Genomic DNA, 24,467 nt, shown 5'->3' on the forward strand with positions numbered 1-24,467 from the left:
CGGTCAGGCCAGCATGCCCATCGACTTCGCCCGCATCACGGCCTGGGTCCGCCGCTTGACGCCGAGTTTGTGGTTGATGCTCACGGCGTGTGCCTTGACCGTGCTTAGAGAAATGAAAAGCCGATCACTTATTTCCTGATTGGACAGGCCCTGGGCCACCAACTCCAGAACGGAAAACTCGCGCGACGTGAGCCCATCGCCACCCTGTTGCCGATTCGCGAGAGGCGAAACGCCCCGCTGAGAATGTCGCCCATACAACAGGCTCGTGTTGACCAGCGGCCGCGACGACTGGCCAGCAGGCGCGTCCGGTTCACTGCCCAGCTCCTGCTCCACCCGCGCCAGGGCGACTCGAGCTTCGGCGCTCAGTCCGCGAAAGCACAGCTGCTCGCAGTCCGCGAGCAACCTGCGCAAACGCTCCATCGCGGCCTGCCCTTGCCCAGTGCCCCACTCCGCCAACGCCAGCAGCAGCTGGAAGCGCTGCGGTAGCGACGGGGAATGCAGCGGCGGCAAGCGCCGGGAAGTGCCCAGTAGCGCGGCCTCAGCGGCGAGTGCCAGCGGCAGCATACGTTCCCAAGCGCCCTGGCGAGCCAGCAATCGCAGCTGCTGATAGTCGAGCAGCAATTGGTAGCAGCCCTCCTCCACTCGCCCGCATTGCATATGCCGCTCCGCCCGACAGAGCTGGAAGCGGGCCTGATCAAAATCGTTACGGCAGGCCGCCACTTCCGCCAATCCTACCCACGCATGCAAAGCATAGGGATCGGCGCTCGCCAGGGCATTTTCCAGCCCCGCCTTCAACGCTTTTTCGCAGGCATCCAGATCACCGCGCAACAAATACAGCTCGCCTTCCAGCATCTGCAGCCGCCCTAACAGCAGACTGTGGTGGGTGTTGTCGGCGCTGATCAGGTCGAAACACTCACCGAGCATCAACCCGGCCAGTTCCAGTTCATCAGCGAGAATCAGCTGGCGAATCCGGTCGGCATTGATCAACACCTCGCTGGCGAGGCAGCCCTGGCGCCGCGCCAGCGTCAGCGACGCCTGTTGCCAGCGGTGGGCCTGCTCGGGCTCGCCTTCTGCCATCGCCACCCGGGAGAGGGTCGAATAGCAGAGGAATGACGATTGCCAGTCGCGCATTTCGAGGTGCTGCAAGGCCGCCGCGCAATGTTCGCGGGCTCCCGCAGCGTCGCCTCGCAGCCCCTGGAGGGTGCCTTGCAGCGCTTGCCAGTTGGCCATCATGCGTACGTTCACCTGCACCCTGGGCTGCGGATACAGGCTGGACAGCCGCGTGATGCACGCATGCGCCTCATCCAGACGCCAAGTGCTGAGCAGCGCCCGGGCATTCATATAGATCAGGCTCGGCGTGCTCTCCAGCAGTTGCAAAGACAGATGCGAACGCCACTCCAACCAGGTACGCAGATTGCGCGCAACATACATCCAGTCCAGCTTCAGGCGTTCCATGTAGCAGGCTGCCATCTCCATCTGGCCAGCCGACAAGGCCAGCTCAATGGCCTCGTCGATGAAGCCATCGGCATAGAGCAGGCGACAGGCATCCAATCGCAAGCGATTCAACTCGGCCGCTCCAAGCTCTTGGCGCAATGCCGTGGAGACGACCGGCAGCATGCCGTACCAAGAGTCATCCGGTCCCTCTAGGGGCAGGAAGAATGATTGCGTCTGCAACAAGCCCTGGAAAAGATCGCCCGCGCCCAAGTCGGGCCAGAGCTGGTCGCACAAACTGGCCGAGATCCGCGGCAAGTAGGCCATTCTGCTCAGCAACCGACACTCGTCCGGGGACAGACTCGCGAGCACTTCGTCACCAAGGTAGGCACGCACCCAAGCGGTTCCGGTGCGGTCGTGGCACCCGGGCACGCTCAGCAATAGACGCACTCCCGCACACCAGCCACGCGTCGAGCTCCAGAGGCTTATGCGGGAGGACGGGGAGATATCGGGCTCAAAGAGCTCGACCACCGCCTCGAACTCTTCGCGGCTGAACGCCAGCAGCGCTGCGTCCAGCTCAATCAGTTCGCCATCCGCCAGCAAACGCCCTAGCCGCCACGCCGGACGCCGGCGACAGCTTACCCATAGCTGAACCGGCGCTGCAGAGTGCAGTAGCTGGTCAAGCCAGTCGTCGAGCCCGGCGCAACGCTCGGTCGGAAAATCGTCGAGGATCAGCCAGAGGTCACTGGCCCGCCCCAAGTACTCCAGCAACGCCTGGGGGGCTCGGCACTGTGCGGCCTCGGCACCGAGTCGAGTCGACAGCTGCATGCAGAACTGCTCCAGCGTCAGAGGCCGGCCGGCCATATCAAGCCAGACATGCCGCGCTCCCCCCGCCCGCCGAGACAAACAGGCATTGAGCAGCGCCGTCTTGCCGTAGCCAGCCGGAGCGCATAGCAAGCGCAGCCGCCGAGGACGCGTGAGCAGTTCACTGGTGAGCCGTTCCCGAGGCAGATAGGCGAAGGGCTGGCGCGGCGGTTCCTCGTCCACGCCCTGCGCGCTTTGGATCGTCGTTACCAGACACCGCGTCATCACACCCTCCCAGCCTCAAGTGGTCGCCACAAGGACAAGTGCAGCAATTATTCGTGCGTAAGGGTGCTTTCCCTATCCTTCGTTCGAGGTAAAAACGCGCCTAAAAACGCTCGAAACCCGCCTGCCAGGCGGCTGCGGGAGGCTGTTACCTTCGGCAACACCGCGTCCCCCTATGTCTGCCAATGTCGCTCTGAGGCGCTGCCAAACGAGGTGGAATCAAGGTCGAAATTGAGCTTTCGGACAATGCGCGAAATGACTGATCGGACAATTCAGTCTTTTCAGGCGGCTGCCTAGGATGGCTGCTCCATCTGATCCATACACTGGAGCGCCGCATGACAAGAACAACAAAGCGCGGGGCCTTTCAGCCGCATCTGCTGGCTGCAGCCGTCGCCTTGGGCGTGAGTGCACAGGCTCACGCCATTAACTTCAATATCGGGGAAATCGAGGGGCAATTCGACTCATCGCTGTCCGTGGGCGCCAGCTGGGCGGTGCGTGGCGGCGATCCGGACTTCATCTCCAACTTCAACTCGCAAGGGGTGCGTGGCAACTCCTCCGCTCGCACGGTCGACGACAACCGCCTGAACTTCAAGAAGGGCGAGACCTTCTCGAAGATCTTCAAGGGCGTGCACGACCTCGAGCTGAAGTACGGCGATTCCGGCGTCTTCGTGCGCGGCAAGTACTGGTACGACTTCGAGCTGAAGGACGAACACCGCCTGTTCTACGACATCGACGACAGCGGCCGCGACGACTTAGCCAAGTCCTCCGGCGCCGAGTTCCTCGATGCCTTCGTTTACCACAACTACAACCTCGGCGACCTGCCGGGCAACGTGCGCCTGGGCAAGCAGGTAGTGAGCTGGGGCGAGAGCACCTTCATTGGCAACAGCATCAACTCAATCAACCCGATCGACGTCGCCGCCCTGCGCCGCCCCGGCGCCGAGGTCAAGGAAGGCCTGATCCCGGTCAATATGCTCTATGTCTCCCAAGGGCTGACCGAAAACCTCAACGCCGAGGCCTTCTACCAGCTGGAGTGGGACAACAGCGTGGTCGACAACTGCGGCACCTTCTTCGGCAACGATGGCGTGCCGAAGGGCTGCAACGATCGCCTGGTTGTGACCGGTCTCGACCTGGCCCCTGGTGTCTCGCAATCGGGCAATCCGGCAGTCAGTTCCGCCACCTTGGCGGGCGGCATTCGCGCCGGCACTCAAGACGCGTACATCCCCCGCCTCGAAGACAACGAACCGGGTGATAGCGGGCAATGGGGCTTGGCCTTGCGCTGGTTCGCGCCGGAACTGCACGACACCGAGTTCGGCGCCTATGCGATGAACTACCACAGCCGCAGCCCGTTCCTGAGCCTGAAGCGGACTACGGTAAACAACTTTATCGCCGGAGCAACGACAGCCGCATCCCTCAACGCCATCGATCGGATCCGTGGAGCGAGTTACTTCATCGACTACCCGGAAGATATCCGCCTGTATGGCGTTAGCTTCCAGACCAACGTCGGCGGCACTTCGCTGGGCGGCGAAGTCAGCTACCGGCCGAACATGCCGCTGCAGATCAATACCCCCGACCTCAACCTGGCGGCACTGAACCAGCAAGTGGCCGGGGTGGCCATGTCGCCGGTCATCACCACCGGTCATGCGCAGAATGCGCCGGGCGCCAATATCGCCGGCTACGAGCGCATGCCGGTGCTGCAGGCGCAGATGACCGCCACCCAGTTCATCGACCAGGTGATGGGCGCGAGCCGCCTGACCTTAGTCGGCGAGGTCGGCTACAACCGCATCAACGGTTTGGGCAAGAGCGACGGCACCGACCTGCGCTTCGGCCGCAGCCCGAGTTTTGGTGGGGGCCAGTTCCCCGGTATCAACAATGCGGTATGCCTGGGGTCTCCCGGTCAGGTGCCCGGTCAGCCCAATGGCGTAACCCGGCCCAGCAACCCGCAGCAGGAATGCAACGACGACGGCTTCTACACCACCGACTCCTGGGGCTACCGCGCCCGCGCCCGCCTGGATTACCAGAACGTCTTCGCCGGTATCAACCTGGCGCCGAACCTGGCCTGGTCGCATGACGTAGAAGGCTATGGGCCGAACTTCGAAGAAGGCACCAAGGCGGTCAGTGTCGGCCTGGATGCCGACTTCAAGAACACGTACACCGCCAGCCTGAGCTACACGGACTTCTTCGGCGGTGACTTCAACACCAACACCGATCGCGACTTCGTCGCGCTCAGCTTCGGCGTGAACTTCTGATCGGCGCGTGCAAGAGGAAACACAACATGAAAACAACAATGATGAAAATGGGTGTCTTGGCGCTGAGCCTACTGGCCTCCAGCGTGATGGCCGCCGTCTCTCAGCAGGAAGCCGACAAGTTGGGCACCACCCTGACCCCGGTAGGCGCGCAGAAGGAAGGCAACGCCGACGGCAGCATCCCAGCCTGGGACGGCGGCCTGAAACCCGGCGCGGCGCCGGTGGACAGCAATGGCTTCCTCGGCGATCCGTTCGCCGGCGAGCAGCCGCTGTTCACCATCACCGCAGCGAACGCCGAGCAGTACAAGGACAAGCTGACCCCAGGGCAACTGGCGATGTTCAAACGCTACGGCGCCAGCTACAAGATTCCGGTGTACAAAACCCACCGCACCGCCAGCATGCCGCAGGCCGTCTACGATGCCGTGAAGAAGGGTGCGGTGAGCACCGAGCTGACCGATGGCGGCAACGGCCTGGCCAACTTCACCGAAACCCGCTACACCCCCTTCCCAATTCCAAAAAGCGGCGTCGAGGTGTACTGGAACCATACCAACCGCTACCGCGGCGGCAACACCACTCGCCATGCAGCCCAGGTCGCGCCGCAGACCGATGGCTCTTACGCTCTCGTCGAATATGGCGACGAGCTGAGCTATCCCCAGCTCATGGATGGAATCAACCCTAACCAGGCCAGCAACCTCCTATACGTCTACAAGCAGAGCATCACCGCCCCTGCCCGCCTGGCCGGCAACGTCACGCTGGTCCACGAGACCATTGACCAGGTCAAGGAGCCGCGCATGGCCTGGATCTACAATGCTGGCCAGCGCCGCGTCCGGCGCGCCCCCCAGGTGGCCTACGACGGCCCAGGCTCAGGCTCCGACGGCATGCGCACCGCCGACAACACCGACCTCATGAACGGCGCTCCGGACCGCTACGACTGGAAGCTGGTCGGCAAGACAGAGCGGTACATCCCGTACAACAACTACCAGCTGGCGTCGCCCAAGCATAAGTACGCCGAGATCATCAAACCCGGCCACATCAACCAGGATCTGACCCGCTACGAACTGCACCGCGTCTGGCATGTCGTTGCCACTCTGAAGGAGGGTGAGCGACACATCTACGCCAAGCGCGACATGTACTTCGACGAAGACACCTGGCAGTTGGCCGAGGCCGACCACTACGACGGTCGCGGTCAGCTCTGGAGGGTCGGTGAGGGGTATGCCGTCAACGACTACCAGCACCAGACGCCGCTGAACTCCATGATCGGCATCTATGACCTGATCTCCGGCCGCTACAACGTCATCGGCATGACCAACGAATCGAAGAAAGCCACTCAATTCGTTGACCGCACCCGGATGAACGATTACACCCCGGCCGCCTTGCGCAACGCGGGCATTCGCTAAACCACTCCCCCTCGCTCCGGCGAGACGCACAAGAGCCCGGCCTGAAAAGGTCGGGCTCTTGTCGTTATGGATGCCTGCAACGGCAAAGGTATTTAGGCAATTGGCAAGCGTTGAGATCGTTTGCGAAAGGCTAAAAACGGCCAATAGCTGCCGGATGGCAAGGAGCACACGCGCTGTAGATTCGAGCTGCGGCACCATCAACGCGGTAGTAAAGCCGAATCTGTTAACTCATCAGCCGCCGTCGCAGACTGCATAAGAGGTAGTGCTCTTCTCGCTTTTCAAAGCAGGTCTCGCCGTCTCTCGGATAACCCCCCACGGGGGGCATCAGTCACCTATTGAGATTGGCGCCAATGCGGGCCAAGCCTTCATCAAGCCTGCGTCGCAAATCCGGGTGAAGCGTAGGCAAACGGGCAGCCACCCTGGCCAAATCTGCGGCGTGGTAAGCAACAACGCAGTTGCACAAGTAAATGAGCAGCTCTGCGGTCTCGTCGGGATAGCGTGTAACCGACTCGTTGTCGCGGAGCTCGTACAGCAGACTGCTGTGTTCAATTTGAATCGTCGGAGCGCGAATAGACAACGATACCGCTGAGGGGAATGCATCTCCAAGATAAGGCAACCACTCCAGCATCTTGCGAATTTCCGCCTCATCCAGCACAGCAAGCACTCCTTGAAGCCGATCCTGCCAGTAAAGGTGCAGCCAACTGTCCCATAGCCGTTGCTTGGCATCCTGTTGCATTTGGCGAAGGAAGTATCCGAGATGAGCGGCGAAGCCGGTTCGATCTTCTAATGACCCGTGCTGGAAGAGCGCCGGTAACAGCTGCTGCATCGGATCAGCGACGTGAAACACGGCAAGCGCTGTGTAGAACTCAACGAAGCGGTGTCTCTGCTTAGGTAGGACTGTACCAAGCGACTCTATTGCCGAGATGAAAGCCGGCATCAATGCCTCGACCAGGGCTGGATACAACCTTCCCCATACTAGGAAGCCATCCCAGGCCTGGGCAAACTTTTGTCTATCAACATCTATAAACAGAGAGACGATGTGTTGCTGTGCCCAAATTTCATCAAGGCTGAACAGAAAAGCCGTCTGACTGGCTAGCAAACTGCGTCCTAACCCACCCTTCGAGGTTGGGTCCTGCACCACCATCGTGAACCATTGCCGGTAATTTTCAGGAAGGACTCGCTCGGTTCCAGTCTTGCCGCTCAAGAGCAGCGAAAGGCCATTGATCCAAAACTCGACAATTTTTCCAGCTGGCCGATTGATGGCGCGCGATAACCAGTCGTCAATTTCCTCATCCTGCTCGTATGGCTCCAAGACGCCCCACACAGGTAGCGCAATTGCATTGGCACACTCCAGTAAGTCGAGAGCAAACGGCTTTCCCCCGTCTCTTACAAGGGCATAGAGCAAGCTTGCGATATCGTATGCATGCGACGTATGAAGCTCGGGGTTTGATGCAACTTCCAGCAGGGCGCGCCAACCATCCACTGTTAGCTCAGATTCCTGCAACCCTCCAATCACTGCAGGCCATAGATCGGATGTCCATAGCGACCGTTCGACCAAGACCCCGGCAAGAGCGAATGCCCAACTTGCTTTCTGTTTACATGCTTCTCTGACAGCCACGATCAAGCCATCTCGGTCAGGTCCGTCAAAGCGGCTCCCGTTGAAGGTCAGCAGGTCTTCAATTTGCTCTAAAGGGTCACGGGCCAGCATCTGCTCAACGGACCACGGGCTCTGAAAGCCAACCCAGCCCGCCGAACCAGCCCAGTGTGTGAGATCAGGATGCTCCGACGGTCGCCAGTCCGGAAACTGGGCCTTGATCGGTGTCAACGCTGCTTCTGCCAAACTGCAATCGGGCTTCGACTGCAGTAACCAGGAAAGCCAATTGAAATGCGAGCGCGCCGTCTGCATTTCGCCAGGCCTGTCGTCGCTCGTCGGCAAAATGTGCGCAAGCACAGCGTCCACGACGGCCTGCCGCACTCCATCACTTGCCGCAGCGTAGTTCAGGGCTGCCATGCGGTGAACCTCGTGATGCTCCGAGAGCTCATGCAGGCCGACTCGATCCAGCAACCACCTCAAACGCTCGTCCGCCGACTTGCAGGTATGCACGATGACAGCGTGTATGGATAGCCGCCGCAACAGCGGCACATTCGAGGTGACAAGCCTTTCGATCCATGCATCGAGCAGCGTGGGTGCGTTGGCGGCGAGCCACTCCAGCGCATCTCGTGCGGCATCGATCACTACATCAATGGCTTCTGGATAGCGATCTTGCTCGTGAGGCTCGATCGCGGAGCGGCCGTAGCTCACCGGATCCCATTCAGGGGACGCCTTGTCCCAGGCTGCAAGGTCGTGGTGTATATCCTCCAGCCGACTGGTGATTCCGGACAGCAGAGGCTGCGCAATCAAAGCCATGTGCGACTGAATGTGGTTGATCCAGATTTCATTCAGCGACCAATGATCAGCACGCAGGATGCAGTCTGCATCCAAGCGTCGGTCGCGTTCATTATCGTCTCCGTCGTGCCAAACAATGCCGGGCCTGATGGCAAGTCTGTGTTGGCTCATGTGGAGGAACACCTTCAACGTGAGCTGGAAAATTTCATTGCTGGCGCAGCGCTCCGCAAGCCACATCAGGACGTGGTGGTCCGCAGTGGATGGTGCACTCGCGAGCAAAATCGTGACCCAGCGCTTGAGGGCGGAGTTGTCCAGCGGCTTGTCCTTTGTGACGCCTAGTTCTCGCCCAATAGACCACCAGAGCACCGGATTAATCCGCAGGCCGTGCGCCGCAACCAAATCGAACATCATCTCCGGATGTTCGATGGCAAAATGCTCCGCCAGCCACCAGGCCAGCAAGCGGTCTCGTTCACTGAGGTCTGCTGCATCGAAAAGTGCATCAAGGTGGTTGCGCGCATCCAGCCACTTGGGCCACTCCACATCTCGCGCGACGCCGACTAGAAAGCGTGTCGTGTGCACCTCGCGCAGCGCCTGTTCGACTTCACCAATAGCCTCTTCGTCCGCCGGTGGCACGCGGCTCCCCAAATCGGTCAATCGCGTTTGCCAGTCCAGCGCGCCACGCGTTGAACGCTCGGCGAGCTTTTGGATGCCGTCGTAGAGTTCCTTATAGGCGTCGGCCCCCGAGCCTGTGTTGAATCGAATGGGCTTGATGCCCAGAAGATCCCAGCTTCCATCCTCGTTGGTGAGTGCGAAGCGTCCTGCGACACCACTTGCAGGCAGGGCGCGCGCGAGGTAATTCATCACGACATCGTTGTGGCTGTAGCCAACGAACAGCACGGTGTATCGGCGGAATGCATCAACTAGAAAGCGTCTGGCCCAGCCTTCGGTGAGGTAGGCCCGGCCAAAGTCAGCATCGGTAAGAACAAGGTTCTGCGCATGTGGAAGTGCGCCATGAAGATGCACGATGCCGGCAAAGTTATATCCCAGCGGTAGCGCTGGAGCTCGATAAATCTCTGGCACGACCCCGAACAGAGCATGGGCCGCGGTCTCAAAATGCAGATCGAAGTTGGTGGTAACCAGTCTCACATGGTTTGATACGCGAAACAGGCGAAGTAAGTCGTGGTGAAGTGCGTTCGGAGCGCTACCTGAGGGGGAGAGTAATTGAGCGGCGCGCTCGTGAACGTTCACCTTGCGGTGTTGCAACTGCCCCAGAAAGCGATCTAGAGGATTGGAAGGCACTAACCCTGTTCCCTGAGCAATATCGCTGGTCAGTTTCTCAAAACTAGCCAGGTTTGATGGTGGTCCCATCGAGACCCCCGCACCAGCAAATATGACAAGCCTGTCGTCACGCATTGCATCGAATATGCAGTCGTCGAACTCGATAGCCCCGAGCTTCACCATTGATACACTCCAGCCTTCCATTCACTCTGCAATGGAGCTCCATCGATTTCGATGGAGGCATGCCAGTTCCACTGATTGTGTCAGCTTCCTGATGGGGCAAGCCTGAGCTGATTCTCTATCGTAGACAACTTTGTGATCGGCCACTGGTAGCCGTTGTGGCGAAGTCCGAAGGTCTTTATTAAAGATCTGAACGTCTGCAAAGGGTCGATTCTGTTGAAAAAGTCGGTCCCCGAGAGAGCTGGCTTTCGGCAGCTCAAAAAGCGCGCGATTTTGGCGTAGCTACGTAAAAACCAAGGCAGTTCTACCTTCCGAGCGAACCAGATTTCAACGTCGCCACCGCTCTTTCGTGGGGAAAAATCGTGGCGGGACTTTTTCAACAGAATCGGTCGTAAGTAGTCATTAACGGGCGGCCGCTTTACCGGCTGCTGCCGATGTTGCCGCAGTTCCTTCGACGCTACCCCCCATGCCCGTCACCTGCCGTTGCGCGTCAGGGCGCTCATCGATTACCTAATCCAGGACAGCGAAGCGAATTCCATCGCCCCTAGGCTGCCATGACAGGTCGGATACAGCAGAAGAGGATGAGGTCTTGGTGGGACGGGGCATGACGTGCCCCGCCTGCGGAGACTGGGCAAGGTGGACATCAGCCCCTCCATCGCCATCCTTCGTCGCCGGGGCCAAACGGCCCCGACAGATCACAGTGTGCGGGCGATCAGCTCGCGCATGATGTCGTTGGCGCCGCCATAGATGCGAGTGATGCGGCTATCAATGTAATGGCGCGCTACCGGGTACTCGAGCATGTAGCCATTGCCGCCATGCAGCTGCAGGCAGGCGTCGACCACCTTGGAGTACAGATCCGAGCACCACATCTTGGCCGCGGCCGCAGCTTCGGTGGTCAGTTTGTGCTCCAGGCAGAGTTCCATGCAGCGGTCGACATAGGTCTGGCCGATGGCGATCTCGGTCTTCAGATCGGCGAGCTTGAAGCGCGCATTCTGAAACTCGATGATCGGCTTGCCGAACACGGTGCGGCCTTGGGTGTAGTCAATGGTATGGTCGAGCACCGCCTGGGCACCGGAGATACTGGCGATGGCAATGGACAGTCGCTCCCACGCCAGCTCTTTCATCATCTGGTAGAAGCCCTTCCCTGGCTCGCCGCCAAGCACGCTACACACGGGGACCCGCACGTTCTCGAAGAACAGCATGGTGGTGTCCTGGGCGTGCAGGCCGACCTTGCGCAACGGTTTCGATTTGGTCACGCCCGGGCTATCCGCCTCGACCAGGATTAGCGAAATGTCCTGGGAGCCCTTGCCGCTGCTGCCGGTCTTCGCCACCACCACGATAAGGTCGCAGTTGGTGCCGTTGGAGATGAAGGTCTTGGCGCCATTGATGACGTATTCATCACCGTCCAGCACGGCACGGGTTTTCACCGCCTGCAGATCGGAACCGGTGTTCGGCTCGGTCATCGCCAGAGCCGCAATCACCTCACCACTCGCCATTTTCGGCAACCATTGCAGTTTCTGTTCTTCGGTACCGAAGTTGGCAATGTAGCCGGCACAGATGTCCTGAATGCCAAAGCCGTTCAGGCCGGTGACATTGGCGAAGGCTATCTCCTCCACCGTGATCATCGTGAACAGATGGTTGAGGCCCAAGCCGCCATAGGCTTCCGGCGTGGTGGCGTTGAGCATGCCCAGTTCGCCGGCTTTCCTCCAGATCTCGCGCGGGACGCGGCGGTCCTCTTCCCACTGCTCGTGGAACGGCATGCACTCATCAGCCAGGAAGCGGCGGACGGTACTGCGAAACTCTTCATGTTCGTGGTCAAACAAAGTGCGGGGGATCATGGTGGAATCCTCTGGAGACGGGTGGAACAGGTCCGCCCCACGGGCGACCATCTGCCCGCCACCTTAGGTAAAAGCGCTGCCAGCCGGACCACTCCCGTGGAGTTGGCTGAGGGGCCGAAAGGCTGGGGTCTGCCACTAGATGCCCTTCCAATGGAGTGGGAGAGACAAGCCGACAATCTGGTTAACTACCGCCCTCTTGCCGATGCGCCGCGAGCAATCGTCGCTAGCTACCCCAACGACAACCGATAGAGACCTTCCGATGAGTGACTACACCGCCCCCCTACGCGACATGCAGTTCCTCCTCAACGAGTTTGGCCACTTGCAGCGCATCGCTGCCCTGCCCGGCTGCGAGGATCTGGGTAGCGATCTGGTCGACGCCATCCTCGCAGAGGCCGGGCGTTTCGCCGGTGAAGTGCTGTCGCCGCTGAACGTGATCGGCGACCGCGAAGGCGCGCGCTGGCACGACGGCGCGGTGAGCACCCCCGCTGGCTGGCGCAAGGCCTACGAGCAATTCGTCGAGGGCGGCTGGAACGCGCTGTCCTGCGAGCCAGAGTTCGGCGGCCAGGGCCTGCCGCGCCTGGTCTCGGCGCTGGTCGAGGAAATGTGGAACGGCGCCAACGTCTCCTTCGGGCTGTGCCCGATGCTGACCCGTGGTGCTATCGAAGCCATCGAACTGCGTGGCTCCGCGCACCTCAAGGAAACCTACCTGCCGAAGATGGTCAGCGGCGAGTGGACCGGATCGATGAACCTCACCGAACCCCAGGCCGGTTCCGACCTCGCCGCCGTGCGCAGCCGCGCCGAGCCGCAGGGCGACGGTACCTACAAAGTGTTCGGCCAGAAGATTTTCATCACTTACGGCGAGCACGACCTCACCGACAACATCGTCCATCTGGTGCTGGCCCGCATACCGGGCGCGCCGGAGGGTGTCAAAGGCATCTCGCTGTTTGTCGTGCCGAAGTTCCTGGTCAACCCCGACGGCAGCCTCGGCGCGCGCAACGACGTGCGCTGCGTATCGATCGAGCACAAGCTCGGCATCCACGCCAGCCCGACTGCGGTACTGGCCTTCGGCGACCAGGGCGGTGCCACTGGCTGGCTGGTCGGCGAAGAAAACCGCGGTCTGGAATACATGTTCATCATGATGAACGCCGCGCGCTTCTCGGTCGGCATCGAAGGCATCGGCCTGGCCGAACGCGCCTACCAGCGCGCCCTCGCCTACGCCCGTGATCGCGTGCAAGGCGGCGAACTGGGCGTGAAGAGCCGCGACAAGGTGGCGATCATTCGTCACCCGGACGTGCGCCGCATGCTGCTGTCGATGAAGTCGCGTACCGAAGCGATGCGTGCGCTGGCTTGCGAGGTCGCCACGGCGATGGATTTTGCCCAGCGCCATGCCGACGCCGAACAGCGTCAGCGCAGTCAGGCCTTCGTCGACCTGATGATCCCGGTAGTCAAAGGCTGGAGCACCGAGAACGCCATCGACATCGCCTCGCTCGGCGTGCAGATCCACGGCGGCATGGGCTTCATCGAGGAAACCGGCGCCGCCCAGCACCTGCGCGATGCGCGCATCACCACGATTTACGAAGGCACCACCGGCATCCAGGCCGCCGACCTGGTCGGTCGCAAGATCGCCCGCGACGGCGGCCAGGCCATCGGCCAGCTGATCGAGCGCATGCGTACCGTCAAGGCGCAGCTCGGTGCGGCCGACAGCGCCAGCCTGAGCCGCATCGGCGCGGCCCTGGGCCAGGGCATCGGCGCCCTGCAGCAGGCCGTGCAGTTCATCGTCGCCGAGTACGACAGTGCGGTAGCCAAGGTCTCGGTCGGCTCGGTGCCGTTCCTCGAGCTGTTCGGCATCGTCGCCGGCGGCTGGCAGCTGGCGCGCAGCGCGCTGGTCGCCGAGCAGCGCCTGCGCGAAGGCAGCGGCGACACCGCGTTCTACCAGGCCAAGCTGCATACCGTGCAGTTCTATGCCGATCACCAGCTGACGCGGGCCAACGGCTTGGCAGACACCGTACTACACGGTGGCGATGCCGCCCTGGCGATGGACGACGCGCAGTTCTAAGTCGATTTGTCGCGGACTGCGAAAGGGCCATGGACTCTTGGCCCCCTCCCCTAGGGGCGCCTGACCAGTGCCCCAATCGGCCCGAATCAAGGAGCCCAACATGCCCGTTATCGACCACCTACTGCTTGACGTTCATGGCATCACGCTCAGCTTGTACAGCGCAGGCCCGGCTGACGGTCGACCACTCTGGCTACTGCACGGTTTTCCCGAATGCTGGCACTCCTGGCGCCAACAGATCGAGCCGTTGGCTTGCGCCGGCTACCGAGTGCTTATTCCTGAAATGCGCGGCTACGGCCTGAGCAGCGCGCCGAGCGAGCCAGAGGCTTACGACCTGGTCACCCTATGCGGTGACATCCAGGCCGCGATGGACGTACTCGGCCACACCGAGGTCGGGGTGATCAGTCACGACTGGGGGGCGGGCATGGCCTGGTACCTGGCCATGCTCGAACCGCAGCGTGTCAAAACCCTGGTGACGATGTCAGTGCCCTTCGGCGGTCGCCCCAAACGCCCCGCCATCGACATCATGCGCGAGGTGAATGCTGGTCGCTTTAACTACATCGTCTATTTCCAGGAGCCGGGTGACGCGGAGGCCAAGCTGGAGGCTGACGTCGCCCGCAGTCTGCGCCTACTGCTCGGCGGACAGGGCGAGGTGTTCCTGCAGGACAAACCCGCCGGCGCCCGCCTGCTCGACGGTCTGCCCGAACCACAGGACTTGCCGGCCTGGTGTACGGCCGAGGACTTCGCCATCTACGTGCGCACCTTTGCCCGCGGCTTCCGGGGCCCGCTGAACTGGTACCGCAACTTCGCTCGCACCTGGCAGCGCACCGAAGCACTGGCCGGCCAGACCATTCTCCAGCCGACCCTGTTTCTGCTCGGTGAGCGCGACCCGGTCGGCAAGCTGGAAACCTATACGCTCAAGCGCATGGGCGAACGGGTGCCGAGACTCGAGCAGCACGTACTGGAAGGCTGCGGTCACTGGATACAGAACGAACGACCGGCAGAAGTGAATGCCCTACTCAGCGACTTTCTCGACCGCCACTATCCGGCTTGAAACGCCCGCGAACGGCGAGTTCGGCTAAGCCTGAACGTACATGTTCAGACGTTTCGCCGCGTTGTGCAGATGGTTTTCCGCGGCGGCGCTCGCTGCTTCGGCATTCCCGGCCTCGATCGCCTCGAAGATTGCCTTGTGCTCGTTCTGCACGTCCTGAATCAGCTCGGCGTAGTTCTTCGCGGTATTGCTGCGCGCCTGGCGGATCAGCCGACGGGCGTGCTGCTCCAGGTAATCGTTGAACGATTTGAAGTGGGGGTTCTTGGTGGCGTCAACGATGGCCTGATGAAAGGCAAAGTCCTCCTCCTCGCCCAGTTCGTCGTTGAGCACCGCGTACTCCATGCCGACCAGTGCCCGCTTGATGCACTTCAGGTCGTCAGGCGTACGCCGCAGGGCTGCGTAGCGAGCAGCAGCCGTTTCGAAGGTCACCAGCAGCTCAAGAATGTGCGCCAGGCTCTCACTGTCATCCAACGAGGACGCCTGCAAGCGAAAGGCCTGGCGCGCCCCCCGTTCGTTGACGAATACGCCCCGCCCCTGCTCAGCCCTGACGATGCCTTCGGACTTGAGCTGCGACAGGGCCTCGCGCACCGCCGAGCGCCCCACTGAGAAGCGCTCCTGTAGCGCGCTTTCGCTGGGCAGCTTGTCACCCGGCTGGAGCACCCCGCTTTCAATCTGTTGATACAGCCACTCGACAATCACCTCCGTCACCGGCTGGCGCGACTGTTCTGCTGTGGGAGTGGCCCGATTCGGGGTGTTCTGCGCAGTGCTCATGTAGGCAAGCCTTGGATCCGGAGGGGTGATCATGGTCGGTATTCTTAGAGCCTGTTTACGATCTCCTGGCTCGCGGCCAGACCGCGTTAAAAGTGGCCTCAAAATGCTCATTTACACTTCGTAAACTGCGCTTTCTCGGCCACTTTTGCCTTGTCTGACTCTAATCCAGAAGATCGTAAACAGGCTCTTACACCATATACAAGCCGCCGTTGACGTGAAGGGTTTCGCCAGTGACGAAACTGGCCAGCGGAGAGCAGAGGAACACGATGGCTCCAGCCACTTCCTCCGCCGTGCCGAAGCGCTTTAGCGGCGTACCGTCGAGCAGCGCCTGGCCCTTCTGGTGCAGCAGCGCGGCAGTCATCGGTGTCTCGATGATGCCTGGGGCGACCAGGTTGACCCGGGTCTTGGGCGCCAGCTCGAGCGCCAGGCTCTTGCTGAAACTGCTGACCGCGCCCTTGGACGCCGAGTAGTGGGCGTGCGCGTAGCTGCCGCGATGACCGGCCACCGATGAGAGATTGACGATCGAACTGTCGTCGCTGAAAAACGGCATCGCCGCACGGCAGATGTAGAAGGTGCCGTCCAGGTTGATGCGCATCAGACGCTGCCAGTCGGCGTCCTGCAGGTCGCGCACCAGGCCTTCCGGGTAGATGCCGGCGGCGTGGATCAGGTGGTCGATCTGCCCGTGGCGCGCGGCCACCGCTTCGCTGGTGCGGATGCACGACGCTTCGTCGCCGATATCCAGCAGATGGCAGCTGATGCTACCGGCCACTCCGTCGGCGATCAGCTCGGCCTGCAGCACTTCCAGCGCTGCCTCGTTGATGTCGGCCAGGGCCAAGTTGGCGCCTGCTCGCCCCAGCATCCGCGCACAGGCACGGCCAATGCCGCTAGCGGCGCCAGTGATCAGGGCAGTTTTGCTCTCGAAAGCGATCATTGTGTTCCCTCTGTTGATGGCGCTGTGCGGTGCTTGCCATGCAACTTGTCTGACAGGCTGATAGTAGTTATTGACAACCGCGATTGCGGCCAATAATGTGCGCCAACTTGTCTGACAAGTAAACATCATTCGTCATACATGATGGCGAGACAGCACCGGCACGGCCCGATCGGAGACGAGGGAAACATGATCAACGGAAAAACCCGCGTCGTCGGCATCGTCGCCGACCCCATCGAGCACGTGCGCACACCGGAACGCTTCAATGCGTACATGCAGGAACTGGGCTGCAATGCCGTCCTCGTACCCTTGCATGTGCGCCCGGAAAATTTCGCAGCGTTCATCGCCAGCTTGCCGGCCATGCGCAATCTCGCGGGGCTGGTAGTGACCATCCCCTACAAGGAATCCGTGTTGCCGCTGTGCACCGAACTCAGCGACGCGGCGCGGCAGATCGGCGCGGTCAACGTGCTGCGCATCGACCATGAGCTCGGCGCGTTGGTCGGCACCAACCTCGACGGCGAAGGGTTCACCCGCGGTCTGCTCGCCCAGGGCCATGCCATTCGTGCTCAACACGTCTACATCGCCGGCGCCGGCGGCGCGGCCAAGGCCATCGCCCATACGCTGGCCAACCACGGCGCGGCGTCCATCGCCATCTACAACCGCACCGAGAGCCGCGCGCGGCAACTGGTGGAGGAGCTGCGTGCGCATCACCCGCACCTGGTCGCCGAGGTGGCCGGATCAGTGCCTGAGCACTGCACGCTGGCGGTGAACTCCACGTCGCTCGGCCTGCAGCCAGGCGATGGCCTGCCCTTCGAGCTGGATCGACTGCCAGTCGGCGCAGTGGTCGCCGAGGTAGTGATGAACCCGGACATGACCCCGCTGCTGCTCGCCGCAGCCAAGCTCGGTCACCCGATCCATCTGGGCCGCCACATGGTCGATGCGCAGATCGAGGAAATGGCGCGCTTCTTCGGACTGGCCTGAACCGCCAAGAACAACAACCGACAACTGAAAGGCTGGACAGCGGTATGACACAGCAAACGAGCACACCTATGAGCACGGTGCAGGGGTACCCGGAACTGGCAGGCAAGGTGGCCTTCGTCACCGGCGCCGCCAGCGGCATCGGCCTCGCCATGGCTAAAGCCTTCGCCGCCAATGGCGCCCACCTGGCGCTGTTCGACATCAACGCCAGCGCGCTGGAGCAGGTTCGTGGCGAGCTGGGTGAAACACATCCCGGCATCCAGCTGGAAGCCATCGCCGGCTCGATCACCGATCCGCAGGTGGTCGAGGACGCGATGCAGCGCACGGTGGAGAGCTTCGGGCGGGTCGACGTTCTGCTGAACAATGCCGGCATCGCCATGAACCGTCCGACCCTCGAACTGAGCGCGGATGACTGGCGGCGGGCGATCGACATCAACCTCAACGGCGTCTTCTACTGCGCGCAGGCAGCCGGCCGCCGGATGGTCGACCAGAGCAGTGGCGTGATCCTCAACACCGCCTCGATGTACGGCCTGAGCGCCGCTCCAGAGCGCGCCGCCTACTGCGGCAGCAAGGCCGCCGTGGTGATGCTGACCAAGGTGCTGGCCATCGAATGGGCCAAGGCCGGCGTGCGGGTCAACGCCATAGCCCCCGGTTATGTGCAGACCGCGCTGGTCGACCAGTTGGTGCGCGACGGGCGCATGGACCTGGATGCGCTGACCGCGCGCACGCCGGCCGGGCGCCTGGCGCAACCGGAAGAAATCGCCGGCGTCGCCCTGTTCCTTGCGGCCGATGCGGCCGCTTTCATCAATGGCCAGACCCTAGTCGCCGACGGCGGCTGGACGGCTTACGGCTACATCTGACCCCGAGACCGACATCATGGCAGAACATATCGCGCTGGCGCCCGCCGCGCCCTGGGTGGAGCTGCGCACCACCGAACAGGACTGGCAGAACGCCGCCCCGGCCGTGCTCGGCACCCTGCTGGCGCACATGCACCTGATCCGCGCCTTCGAGGAAAGCGTGCTGGAGCTGGCCGCCGAAGGCCTGGTACACGGCCCGGCACACTCCAGCGTCGGCCAGGAAGGCGGCGCGGCCGGCTCCATTGTGCCGCTGGTCGCCGCCGACCAGATCAACGGCTCCCACCGTGGACATCATCAGTTCCTCGCCAAGGCCCTCGGCTATCTCAACCCCACCGGCATCGATCCCAAGGCGCCGCTGAGCAGCGAGGTCGAGAACCTGCTGCAACGCACGCTGGGTGAGATCCTCGGCCTGGCCCAGGGCTTCTGCCAGGGACGTGGCGGCTCCATGCACCTGCGCTGGCAGGACGCCGGCGTGCTCGGCACCAACGCCATCGTCGGTGGCGGTGTGCCGCTGGCGGCCGGTGCGGCCTGGGCGCACAAGCACGCCGGCACCGATGCCGTGGCGGTGACCTACTTCGGCGACGGCGCGGTGAACATCGGCTCGGTGCTAGAAAGCATGAACCTCGCCGCCGCCTGGCAGTTGCCGCTGTGCTTCTTCATCGAGAACAACCGCTACGCGGTTTCCACCACGGTCGAGGAAGCCACCGCCGAGCCGCGCCTCTCCGCGCGCGGCGCGGCCTTCAACATCCCCAGCTGGCGTGTCGACGGCATGGACCCGCTGGCGGTATACCTGGCGATGCAAGAAGCACTGGCGCACATGCGCGCCGGCAAGGGGCCGACCATCATCGAGGCCGACGTGTACCGCTTCTTCCACCAGAACGGCGCCTATCCCGGCAGCGCTTTCGGCTACCGCAGCAAGGACGAGGAGCAGGCCTGGCGCGAGCGCGACCCGCTCGATCACCTGGGCCGGCGCATGCAGGAACGCGGCTTGATCGATGCCGAGCAGATCGCCGACCTGCGCGGTCGCGCGCAGGCGGCCATGCAGCGCGCGGCGGCCGCGCTGACCGAAGCCGACAGCGGCGTCCGGGCGGGCAAGCGGCGGATTCGCCCCGACCTGTGGCCCAGCCCGGACTTCTGCAACGTCGGCGTGCGCGGCGACCTGAGCGAGCTGCAGGGCGCGCGTACCGCGGAGGAAGCCGGCTTCCAGGGCAAGCTGGAGAAGCGCAAGTTCATCGATGCGGTGGCCGACGTGATGGCCCGCCGCATGGAAACCGACCCGGGCGTGGTGGTCATGGGCGAGGATGTGCACCGCCTCAAGGGCGGCACCAACGGCGCCACCCGCGGCCTCAAGGATCGCTTCCCGGATCGCGTGCTCGGCACGCCGATCAGCGAGAACGCCTTCGCCGGTCTCGGCGGCGGCCTGGCGATGGACGGCCGCTACCGCCCGGTGGTGGAGTTCATGTACCCCGACTTCATGTGGGTCGCCGCCGACCAGGTGTTCAACCAGATCGGCAAGGCCCGGCACATGTTCGGCGGCGACATCGAGATGCCCTTTGTGCTGCGCACCAAGGTGGCCATGGGCACCGGTTACGGCTCACAACACTCGATGGACCCGGCGGGCATCTTCGCCACCAGCCCCGGCTGGCGGATCGTCGCGCCGTCCACGCCGTTCGACTACATCGGTCTGATGAACGCCGCGCTGGCGCTCAAGGACCCGGTGCTGGTGATCGAGCACGTCGACCTGTACACCTCGTCAGGCCTGGCGCCGGCCGAAGACCTCGACTACCAGATCCCGTTCGGCAAGGCCGCCATCCGCCGCAGCGGCAAGGAGGTGACGGTGCTGACCTACCTGTCGATGGTCGCCCACGCCCTCGAAGCCGCCGAACACAGCGGCGTCGACGCCGAAGTGGTCGACCTGCGCTGGCTCGACCGCGCCAGTCTCGACTGGGAAACCATCGAGGCGAGCATCCGCAAGACCAACAACGTGCTGATCGTCGAACAGGGCTCGGTCGGCACCTCGTACGGTGGCTGGCTGGCGGACGAGATCCAGCGCCGCTGCTTCGACTGGCTCGACCAGCCGGTGCAGCGCGTATCCGGCAGCGAAGCCTCGCCGAGCATCTCCAAGGTGCTGGAGCGCGCGGCCTGCGCACGCACCGAAGAGGTGGTCGTCGGCCTGCACCGCGTCATGCGCGACAAGGGCGCCGCCTGAGCGGCCGAGGAGTTTGCGATGACCATCCACATGACCGTCCCTCTCGAAGTCGGTATCGCCTGTCGCGATCTCGCCATGCAGCGCGCCTTCTATGAAGGCGTGCTGGGTTTTCGCTTCGTCAGCGAGTTCGTTGTGCCGGCCGACAAGGCCAGTGCCGCCGCGTTGTGCCCGGAGGCCTATACCGTGGTGCGCCTGCAGACCAACCGGGGCGAGCGTATCAAGTTGCTGGCGCGGGCCACGCCGACCGGTGCCGCGGCACCCGGCGAATGGATTCTCGACCGACCGAACGCGACCTACCTGACCTTCATCCTCGACGACATCGACGCTGCGATCGCCGATCTGCAGCACGCTGGCATCGAGTTCATGACCGGCCCGCAGCGCGTGGAAGTGCGGCCCGGTGTTTACCTGGCGTTCTGTCGCGACCCCGAGGGAAACGTCCTCGAACTGGTGCAGTACCAACGCATCGGCGACTACCGTCCCGACCTCATCAACGGAGCGAGCTGACATGGCAAAACTCATCCGCATGCCGGAAATCGCCGCCAACGGCACCTCGGCAGTGCTCAACGAATGGCTGAAGCGCGAGGGCGACGCCATTGCGGTCGGCGACATCCTCGTCACCATCGAAACCGACAAGGCATTGGTTGACTTCGAGGCCGATGAGGCCGGCGTACTCGGCAAGATTCTCAGCCCGGTCGGCGAGGACGTTGCCGTGGGCGCCCCCATCGCCGTGCTGCATGCGCCCGGCGAGAACGGCGTCGATATCGCGGCGCTGCTGGCTACGGCTCTTGTCCCTACAGCGCAGGCCGCAGCACCGGCAGCCTCGACAGCCCAGGCAACTCCTGTGGTTGCCGATGGCGAACGGATCAAGGCCAGCCCGCTGGCGCGGCGCCTGGCCAAGGAACAGGGAGTCGAGCTCGCCACGCTGCAGGGCAGCGGCCCGCACGGGCGCATCGTCAAGCGCGATGTGGAAAGCGCCCGCCCGGCACCCGCCGCACCGGCGCCCACGCCTGCACCAGTCGCCCCGGCGGCCAGCAGCGGCGCAGGCGATTACGAAGAAGTCGCACACTCGAACATGCGCCGCACCATTGCGCGTCGCCTGACCGAGAGCAAGGCCAGCGTGCCGCACTTCTACCTGAAGGCTGACTGCCGGATGGACCGACTGAACGACTTGCGTGCCCAAATCAACGCCAGTGCGCCGCGCAAGTGCTCGATCAACGACTTCATCATCAAGGCGGTCGCCGCGGCGCTCGAGGAAGTGCCAGCGATGAACGTCAGCTGGACCGACAGTGCCTTGCGTCGCTACCAGCGGGCGGACATCGCCGTGGCAGTCGCCACCGACAACGGGCTGATCACCCCGGTGGTCCGCGATGTCGGCAGCAAGTCGTTGTCGCGCATCGGCAGCGAGGTCGCCGAACTGGCCGGACGCGCGCGTAGCGGACGACTGGCGCCGGCGGACTACCAGGGCGGCAGCTTCACCATCAGCAACCTTGGCATGTACGGCGTCGAGGAGTTCTCCGCGATTATCAATCCACCCCATGCGGCGATCCTTGCCGTGGGCGCCACATCGCTGCGCCCGGTGGTCGAGGATGGCGCGCTGGTAGTGGCGCCGCTGATGACCGTGACCTTGTCGGTCGACCATCGCGCCGTCGACGGTGCCCTCGCCGCACAGTGGCTGGCCGCCTTCAAACGCATTATCGAAAACCCGCTGGCGATTCTGGTCTGAGGCAACGATGAAGACACAAGCATTCGATTTGATCGTCGTCGGCGGTGGCCCCGGGGGCTACGTGGCGGCGATCCGCGCCGCCCAACTGGGCATGCGCACGGCGCTGGTGGAGAAGGCCCAGCTCGGCGGCATCTGCCTGAACTGGGGCTGCATCCCCACCAAGGCGCTGCTGCGCTCCGCCGATGTGCTGCGTCTGGTGCGCGATGCCGCGCACTTCGGCGTCAGCGTCGGCGCGCCGCAGGCTGACCTGCCGACCATGGTGGCTCGTTCGCGCGCTGTCGCAGCCCAGCTGCAACGCGGCGTCGAGCATCTGATGAAGAAGAACGGCGTCACCGTGATCAACGGCCATGCCCGCCTCGCGGGTCGGCACACCCTGCAAGTGACCCGCGGCAGCGACACGCTGACGCTGACGCTGGCGGCGCCGCACATCATCCTCGCCACCGGCGCGCGGGCACGGCAACTGCCGGGGCTCGAGGCGGACGGCGCCAGCCTCTGGTCGTACCGTGAGGCCCTGCAACCGCCTGCCCTGCCCAAGCGCCTGCTGGTGATCGGCGCCGGCGCCATCGGCATCGAATTCGCCAGCTTCTACCATGCGCTGGGCTGCGAGGTCAGCGTGATCGAGATGGCCGAACGTATCCTGCCGGTGGAAGACGAGGAAATTTCCGCGCATGTCGCCGACGCGCTGCGCAAGGACGGCATCGCCCTGCACACCGGCTGCCGCCTGCAATCCAGCCAGCGCCTCAGCAGCGGCTGGCGGGTGGAGTTGGACGGTGCCAGCGCGGCGACCCTGGAGGTCGACGTGATCCTCAGCGCCGCCGGCATCGTCGGCAACGTCGAGGACCTCGGCTTGGAAGGCACCGCGGTCAAGGTGGAGAAGACCCATATCGTCACCGACCGCTACTGCGCCACCGGCGAGCCCGGCGTCTACGCCATCGGCGACGTCGCCGGTCCTCCGTGGCTGGCGCACAAGGCCAGCCACGAGGCGCTGATCTGCGTCGAGAAGATCGCCGGCCTCGATCCGCATCCACTGGACAGCAACCGCGTACCGGCCTGCACTTACAGCCATCCACAGGTCGCCAGCGTCGGCCTGACCGAAGCCCAGGCCCGCGACAGCGGGCGCGAGGTGCGCGTCGGCAAGTTCCCGTTCGCCGCCAACGGCAAGGCCATCGCGCTGGGGGCAACGGGCGGTTTCACCAAGGTAGTGTTCGATGCGGACAGCGGCGAGCTGCTCGGCGCACACATGGTCGGCGAGGAAGTCACCGAAATGATTCAGGGCTACACCGTCGGCCTGGAACTGGAAACCACCGAAGCGGAGCTGATGAGCGCCATCTTCCCCCACCCGACCCAGTCGGAGGCCATGCACGAAGCGGTACTGGCCGCCTACGGCCGGGCGCTGCATATCTAAAGACTGCCAAGAGGCGAGGAACAAGCATGAATGATCTGAACAACGACTCCCGGGCGCAGTACGGCGTCGAACCGGGCTGGGCCTTCGGCAAGCATTTCGAAGTACGCTGGGCGGACATCGACCCCTTCGGCCATGCGAACAACCTCGCCTACCTGGGCTGGTGCGAAGAAAGCCGCAATGCCTATCTCGAATCCCTGGGCGTACCCCGCTTCACCCGGGAAGCCCCAGGCCCGGTGATCAAGGAACTCGGCTTCACCTACGACCGCTCGCTCGAACACGGCGAGAAGATCCTGATCACCGGTCGCGTCGCCTGGATTCGCAAAACCAGCTTCCGCATGGAGTTCGCGGCCTGGAACGGCACCCGGGTTGGTCACGGCCACGCCATCTGTGTCTGGATGATCAACTCGACGGGGGAAAAGGTCGCCGTCGCCGACGAACTGCGTCGCCTGATCGTCGATCGCGATGGGGCTGAGCTATTGCCCTCTGCGGCACAATGAGTCTTGGTGGATAGGGCTGCGATACCGATGCAGCCCGATTGCCGACGCAGTGCTGGGACAATCTGCCATCCCAGTTCTGTCGGTTGAGACAGATTATCCGTTGTACCAGCGAGGCCCTTGGCTCAATGCCTGTCGATGAGAGCCACGCGATACGTC

Annotated in this window: 16 protein-coding genes; 11 read left to right on the forward strand and 5 right to left on the reverse strand. The window is 63.1% G+C overall.

Annotation, left to right across the window (positions count from 1 at the left end; translation table 11 throughout):
* Window positions 1–3 precede the first annotated feature (3 nt).
* On the reverse strand, window positions 4–2,520 hold the full coding sequence (locus NVV93_RS10800) for a LuxR C-terminal-related transcriptional regulator (protein WP_258250667.1): 2,517 nt from the start codon (window positions 2,518–2,520) through the stop codon (window positions 4–6).
* Between the two features lie 332 nt (window positions 2,521–2,852).
* Here NVV93_RS10800 and NVV93_RS10805 point away from each other — a divergent pair, with 332 nt between their 5' ends.
* Together NVV93_RS10805 and NVV93_RS10810 are read left to right on the forward strand one after the other, a co-directional pair.
* Complete coding sequence (locus tag NVV93_RS10805; RefSeq protein ID WP_258250668.1) at window positions 2,853–4,763, forward strand: DUF1302 domain-containing protein; 1,911 nt, start codon at window positions 2,853–2,855, stop codon at window positions 4,761–4,763.
* A 26-nt stretch (window positions 4,764–4,789) separates the two neighbouring features.
* Window positions 4,790–6,157 (forward strand): DUF1329 domain-containing protein, encoded by a 1,368-nt coding sequence (locus tag NVV93_RS10810; protein WP_258250669.1) that lies wholly within the window; start codon window positions 4,790–4,792, stop codon window positions 6,155–6,157.
* Window positions 6,158–6,485: 328 nt separating this feature from the next.
* Here the strand turns inward: NVV93_RS10810 and NVV93_RS10815 are convergent, their stop codons facing one another.
* Both NVV93_RS10815 and NVV93_RS10820 read right to left on the reverse strand, forming a co-directional pair.
* A complete protein-coding gene (locus tag NVV93_RS10815) occupies window positions 6,486–10,025 on the reverse strand; it encodes a DUF4020 domain-containing protein (RefSeq protein ID WP_258250670.1) in 3,540 nt (1,179 codons plus the stop codon).
* Between the two features lie 671 nt (window positions 10,026–10,696).
* A complete protein-coding gene (locus NVV93_RS10820; protein WP_258250671.1) occupies window positions 10,697–11,839 on the reverse strand; it encodes an acyl-CoA dehydrogenase family protein in 1,143 nt (380 codons plus the stop codon).
* A 259-nt stretch (window positions 11,840–12,098) separates the two neighbouring features.
* On the opposite strand from NVV93_RS10820, the gene NVV93_RS10825 reads away from it, so the two are divergent.
* Both NVV93_RS10825 and NVV93_RS10830 read left to right on the forward strand, forming a co-directional pair.
* Window positions 12,099–13,895, forward strand: a complete 1,797-nt coding sequence (locus tag NVV93_RS10825) for an acyl-CoA dehydrogenase (RefSeq protein ID WP_258250672.1) — start codon at window positions 12,099–12,101, stop codon at window positions 13,893–13,895.
* Window positions 13,896–13,995: 100 nt separating this feature from the next.
* Window positions 13,996–14,946 (forward strand): alpha/beta fold hydrolase, encoded by a 951-nt coding sequence (locus tag NVV93_RS10830; RefSeq protein WP_258250673.1) that lies wholly within the window; start codon window positions 13,996–13,998, stop codon window positions 14,944–14,946.
* Window positions 14,947–14,970: 24 nt separating this feature from the next.
* On the opposite strand, the gene NVV93_RS10835 is transcribed toward NVV93_RS10830, so the two are convergent.
* Both NVV93_RS10835 and NVV93_RS10840 read right to left on the reverse strand, forming a co-directional pair.
* Window positions 14,971–15,714 (reverse strand): FadR/GntR family transcriptional regulator, encoded by a 744-nt coding sequence (locus tag NVV93_RS10835; protein WP_258250674.1) that lies wholly within the window; start codon window positions 15,712–15,714, stop codon window positions 14,971–14,973.
* A gap of 187 nt (window positions 15,715–15,901) precedes the next feature.
* Window positions 15,902–16,645: an SDR family NAD(P)-dependent oxidoreductase gene (locus NVV93_RS10840; protein WP_258250675.1), complete on the reverse strand. Its 744-nt coding sequence runs from the start codon at window positions 16,643–16,645 to the stop codon at window positions 15,902–15,904.
* Window positions 16,646–16,831: 186 nt separating this feature from the next.
* Here NVV93_RS10840 and NVV93_RS10845 point away from each other — a divergent pair, with 186 nt between their 5' ends.
* From NVV93_RS10845 to NVV93_RS10875, 7 genes are all read left to right on the forward strand, one after another.
* Complete coding sequence (locus NVV93_RS10845) at window positions 16,832–17,623, forward strand: shikimate dehydrogenase (RefSeq protein WP_258250676.1); 792 nt, start codon at window positions 16,832–16,834, stop codon at window positions 17,621–17,623.
* 68 nt (window positions 17,624–17,691) lie between these two features.
* Complete coding sequence (locus NVV93_RS10850; RefSeq protein WP_258250677.1) at window positions 17,692–18,480, forward strand: SDR family NAD(P)-dependent oxidoreductase; 789 nt, start codon at window positions 17,692–17,694, stop codon at window positions 18,478–18,480.
* A gap of 16 nt (window positions 18,481–18,496) precedes the next feature.
* Entirely contained in the window at window positions 18,497–20,686 is a 2,190-nt protein-coding gene (locus NVV93_RS10855; RefSeq protein ID WP_258250678.1) for a thiamine pyrophosphate-dependent enzyme, read from the forward strand.
* 18 nt (window positions 20,687–20,704) lie between these two features.
* Window positions 20,705–21,190 (forward strand): VOC family protein, encoded by a 486-nt coding sequence (locus NVV93_RS10860; RefSeq protein ID WP_258250679.1) that lies wholly within the window; start codon window positions 20,705–20,707, stop codon window positions 21,188–21,190.
* 1 nt (window position 21,191) lies between these two features.
* On the forward strand, window positions 21,192–22,409 hold the full coding sequence (locus NVV93_RS10865; protein WP_258250680.1) for a dihydrolipoamide acetyltransferase family protein: 1,218 nt from the start codon (window positions 21,192–21,194) through the stop codon (window positions 22,407–22,409).
* Between the two features lie 7 nt (window positions 22,410–22,416).
* Complete coding sequence (gene lpdA, locus NVV93_RS10870; RefSeq protein WP_258250681.1) at window positions 22,417–23,814, forward strand: dihydrolipoyl dehydrogenase; 1,398 nt, start codon at window positions 22,417–22,419, stop codon at window positions 23,812–23,814.
* Window positions 23,815–23,840: 26 nt separating this feature from the next.
* Window positions 23,841–24,311, forward strand: a complete 471-nt coding sequence (locus NVV93_RS10875; protein WP_258250682.1) for an acyl-CoA thioesterase — start codon at window positions 23,841–23,843, stop codon at window positions 24,309–24,311.
* The last annotated feature ends 156 nt before the right edge of the window (window positions 24,312–24,467 follow it).

The organism is Pseudomonas sp. LS44, assembly GCF_024730785.1.
Taxonomy (GTDB): domain Bacteria; phylum Pseudomonadota; class Gammaproteobacteria; order Pseudomonadales; family Pseudomonadaceae; genus Aquipseudomonas.

Coding starts and splice junctions, on each gene's coding strand:
- NVV93_RS10800 (WP_258250667.1), bottom strand. CDS start 2,520: ATGACGCGGTGTCTGGTAACGACGATCCAAAGCGCGCAGGGCGTGGAC.
- NVV93_RS10805 (WP_258250668.1), top strand. CDS start 2,853: ATGACAAGAACAACAAAGCGCGGGGCCTTTCAGCCGCATCTGCTGGCT.
- NVV93_RS10810 (WP_258250669.1), top strand. CDS start 4,790: ATGAAAACAACAATGATGAAAATGGGTGTCTTGGCGCTGAGCCTACTG.
- NVV93_RS10815 (WP_258250670.1), bottom strand. CDS start 10,025: ATGGAAGGCTGGAGTGTATCAATGGTGAAGCTCGGGGCTATCGAGTTC.
- NVV93_RS10820 (WP_258250671.1), bottom strand. CDS start 11,839: ATGATCCCCCGCACTTTGTTTGACCACGAACATGAAGAGTTTCGCAGT.
- NVV93_RS10825 (WP_258250672.1), top strand. CDS start 12,099: ATGAGTGACTACACCGCCCCCCTACGCGACATGCAGTTCCTCCTCAAC.
- NVV93_RS10830 (WP_258250673.1), top strand. CDS start 13,996: ATGCCCGTTATCGACCACCTACTGCTTGACGTTCATGGCATCACGCTC.
- NVV93_RS10835 (WP_258250674.1), bottom strand. CDS start 15,714: ATGAGCACTGCGCAGAACACCCCGAATCGGGCCACTCCCACAGCAGAA.
- NVV93_RS10840 (WP_258250675.1), bottom strand. CDS start 16,645: ATGATCGCTTTCGAGAGCAAAACTGCCCTGATCACTGGCGCCGCTAGC.
- NVV93_RS10845 (WP_258250676.1), top strand. CDS start 16,832: ATGATCAACGGAAAAACCCGCGTCGTCGGCATCGTCGCCGACCCCATC.
- NVV93_RS10850 (WP_258250677.1), top strand. CDS start 17,692: ATGAGCACGGTGCAGGGGTACCCGGAACTGGCAGGCAAGGTGGCCTTC.
- NVV93_RS10855 (WP_258250678.1), top strand. CDS start 18,497: ATGGCAGAACATATCGCGCTGGCGCCCGCCGCGCCCTGGGTGGAGCTG.
- NVV93_RS10860 (WP_258250679.1), top strand. CDS start 20,705: ATGACCATCCACATGACCGTCCCTCTCGAAGTCGGTATCGCCTGTCGC.
- NVV93_RS10865 (WP_258250680.1), top strand. CDS start 21,192: ATGGCAAAACTCATCCGCATGCCGGAAATCGCCGCCAACGGCACCTCG.
- lpdA (WP_258250681.1), top strand. CDS start 22,417: ATGAAGACACAAGCATTCGATTTGATCGTCGTCGGCGGTGGCCCCGGG.
- NVV93_RS10875 (WP_258250682.1), top strand. CDS start 23,841: ATGAATGATCTGAACAACGACTCCCGGGCGCAGTACGGCGTCGAACCG.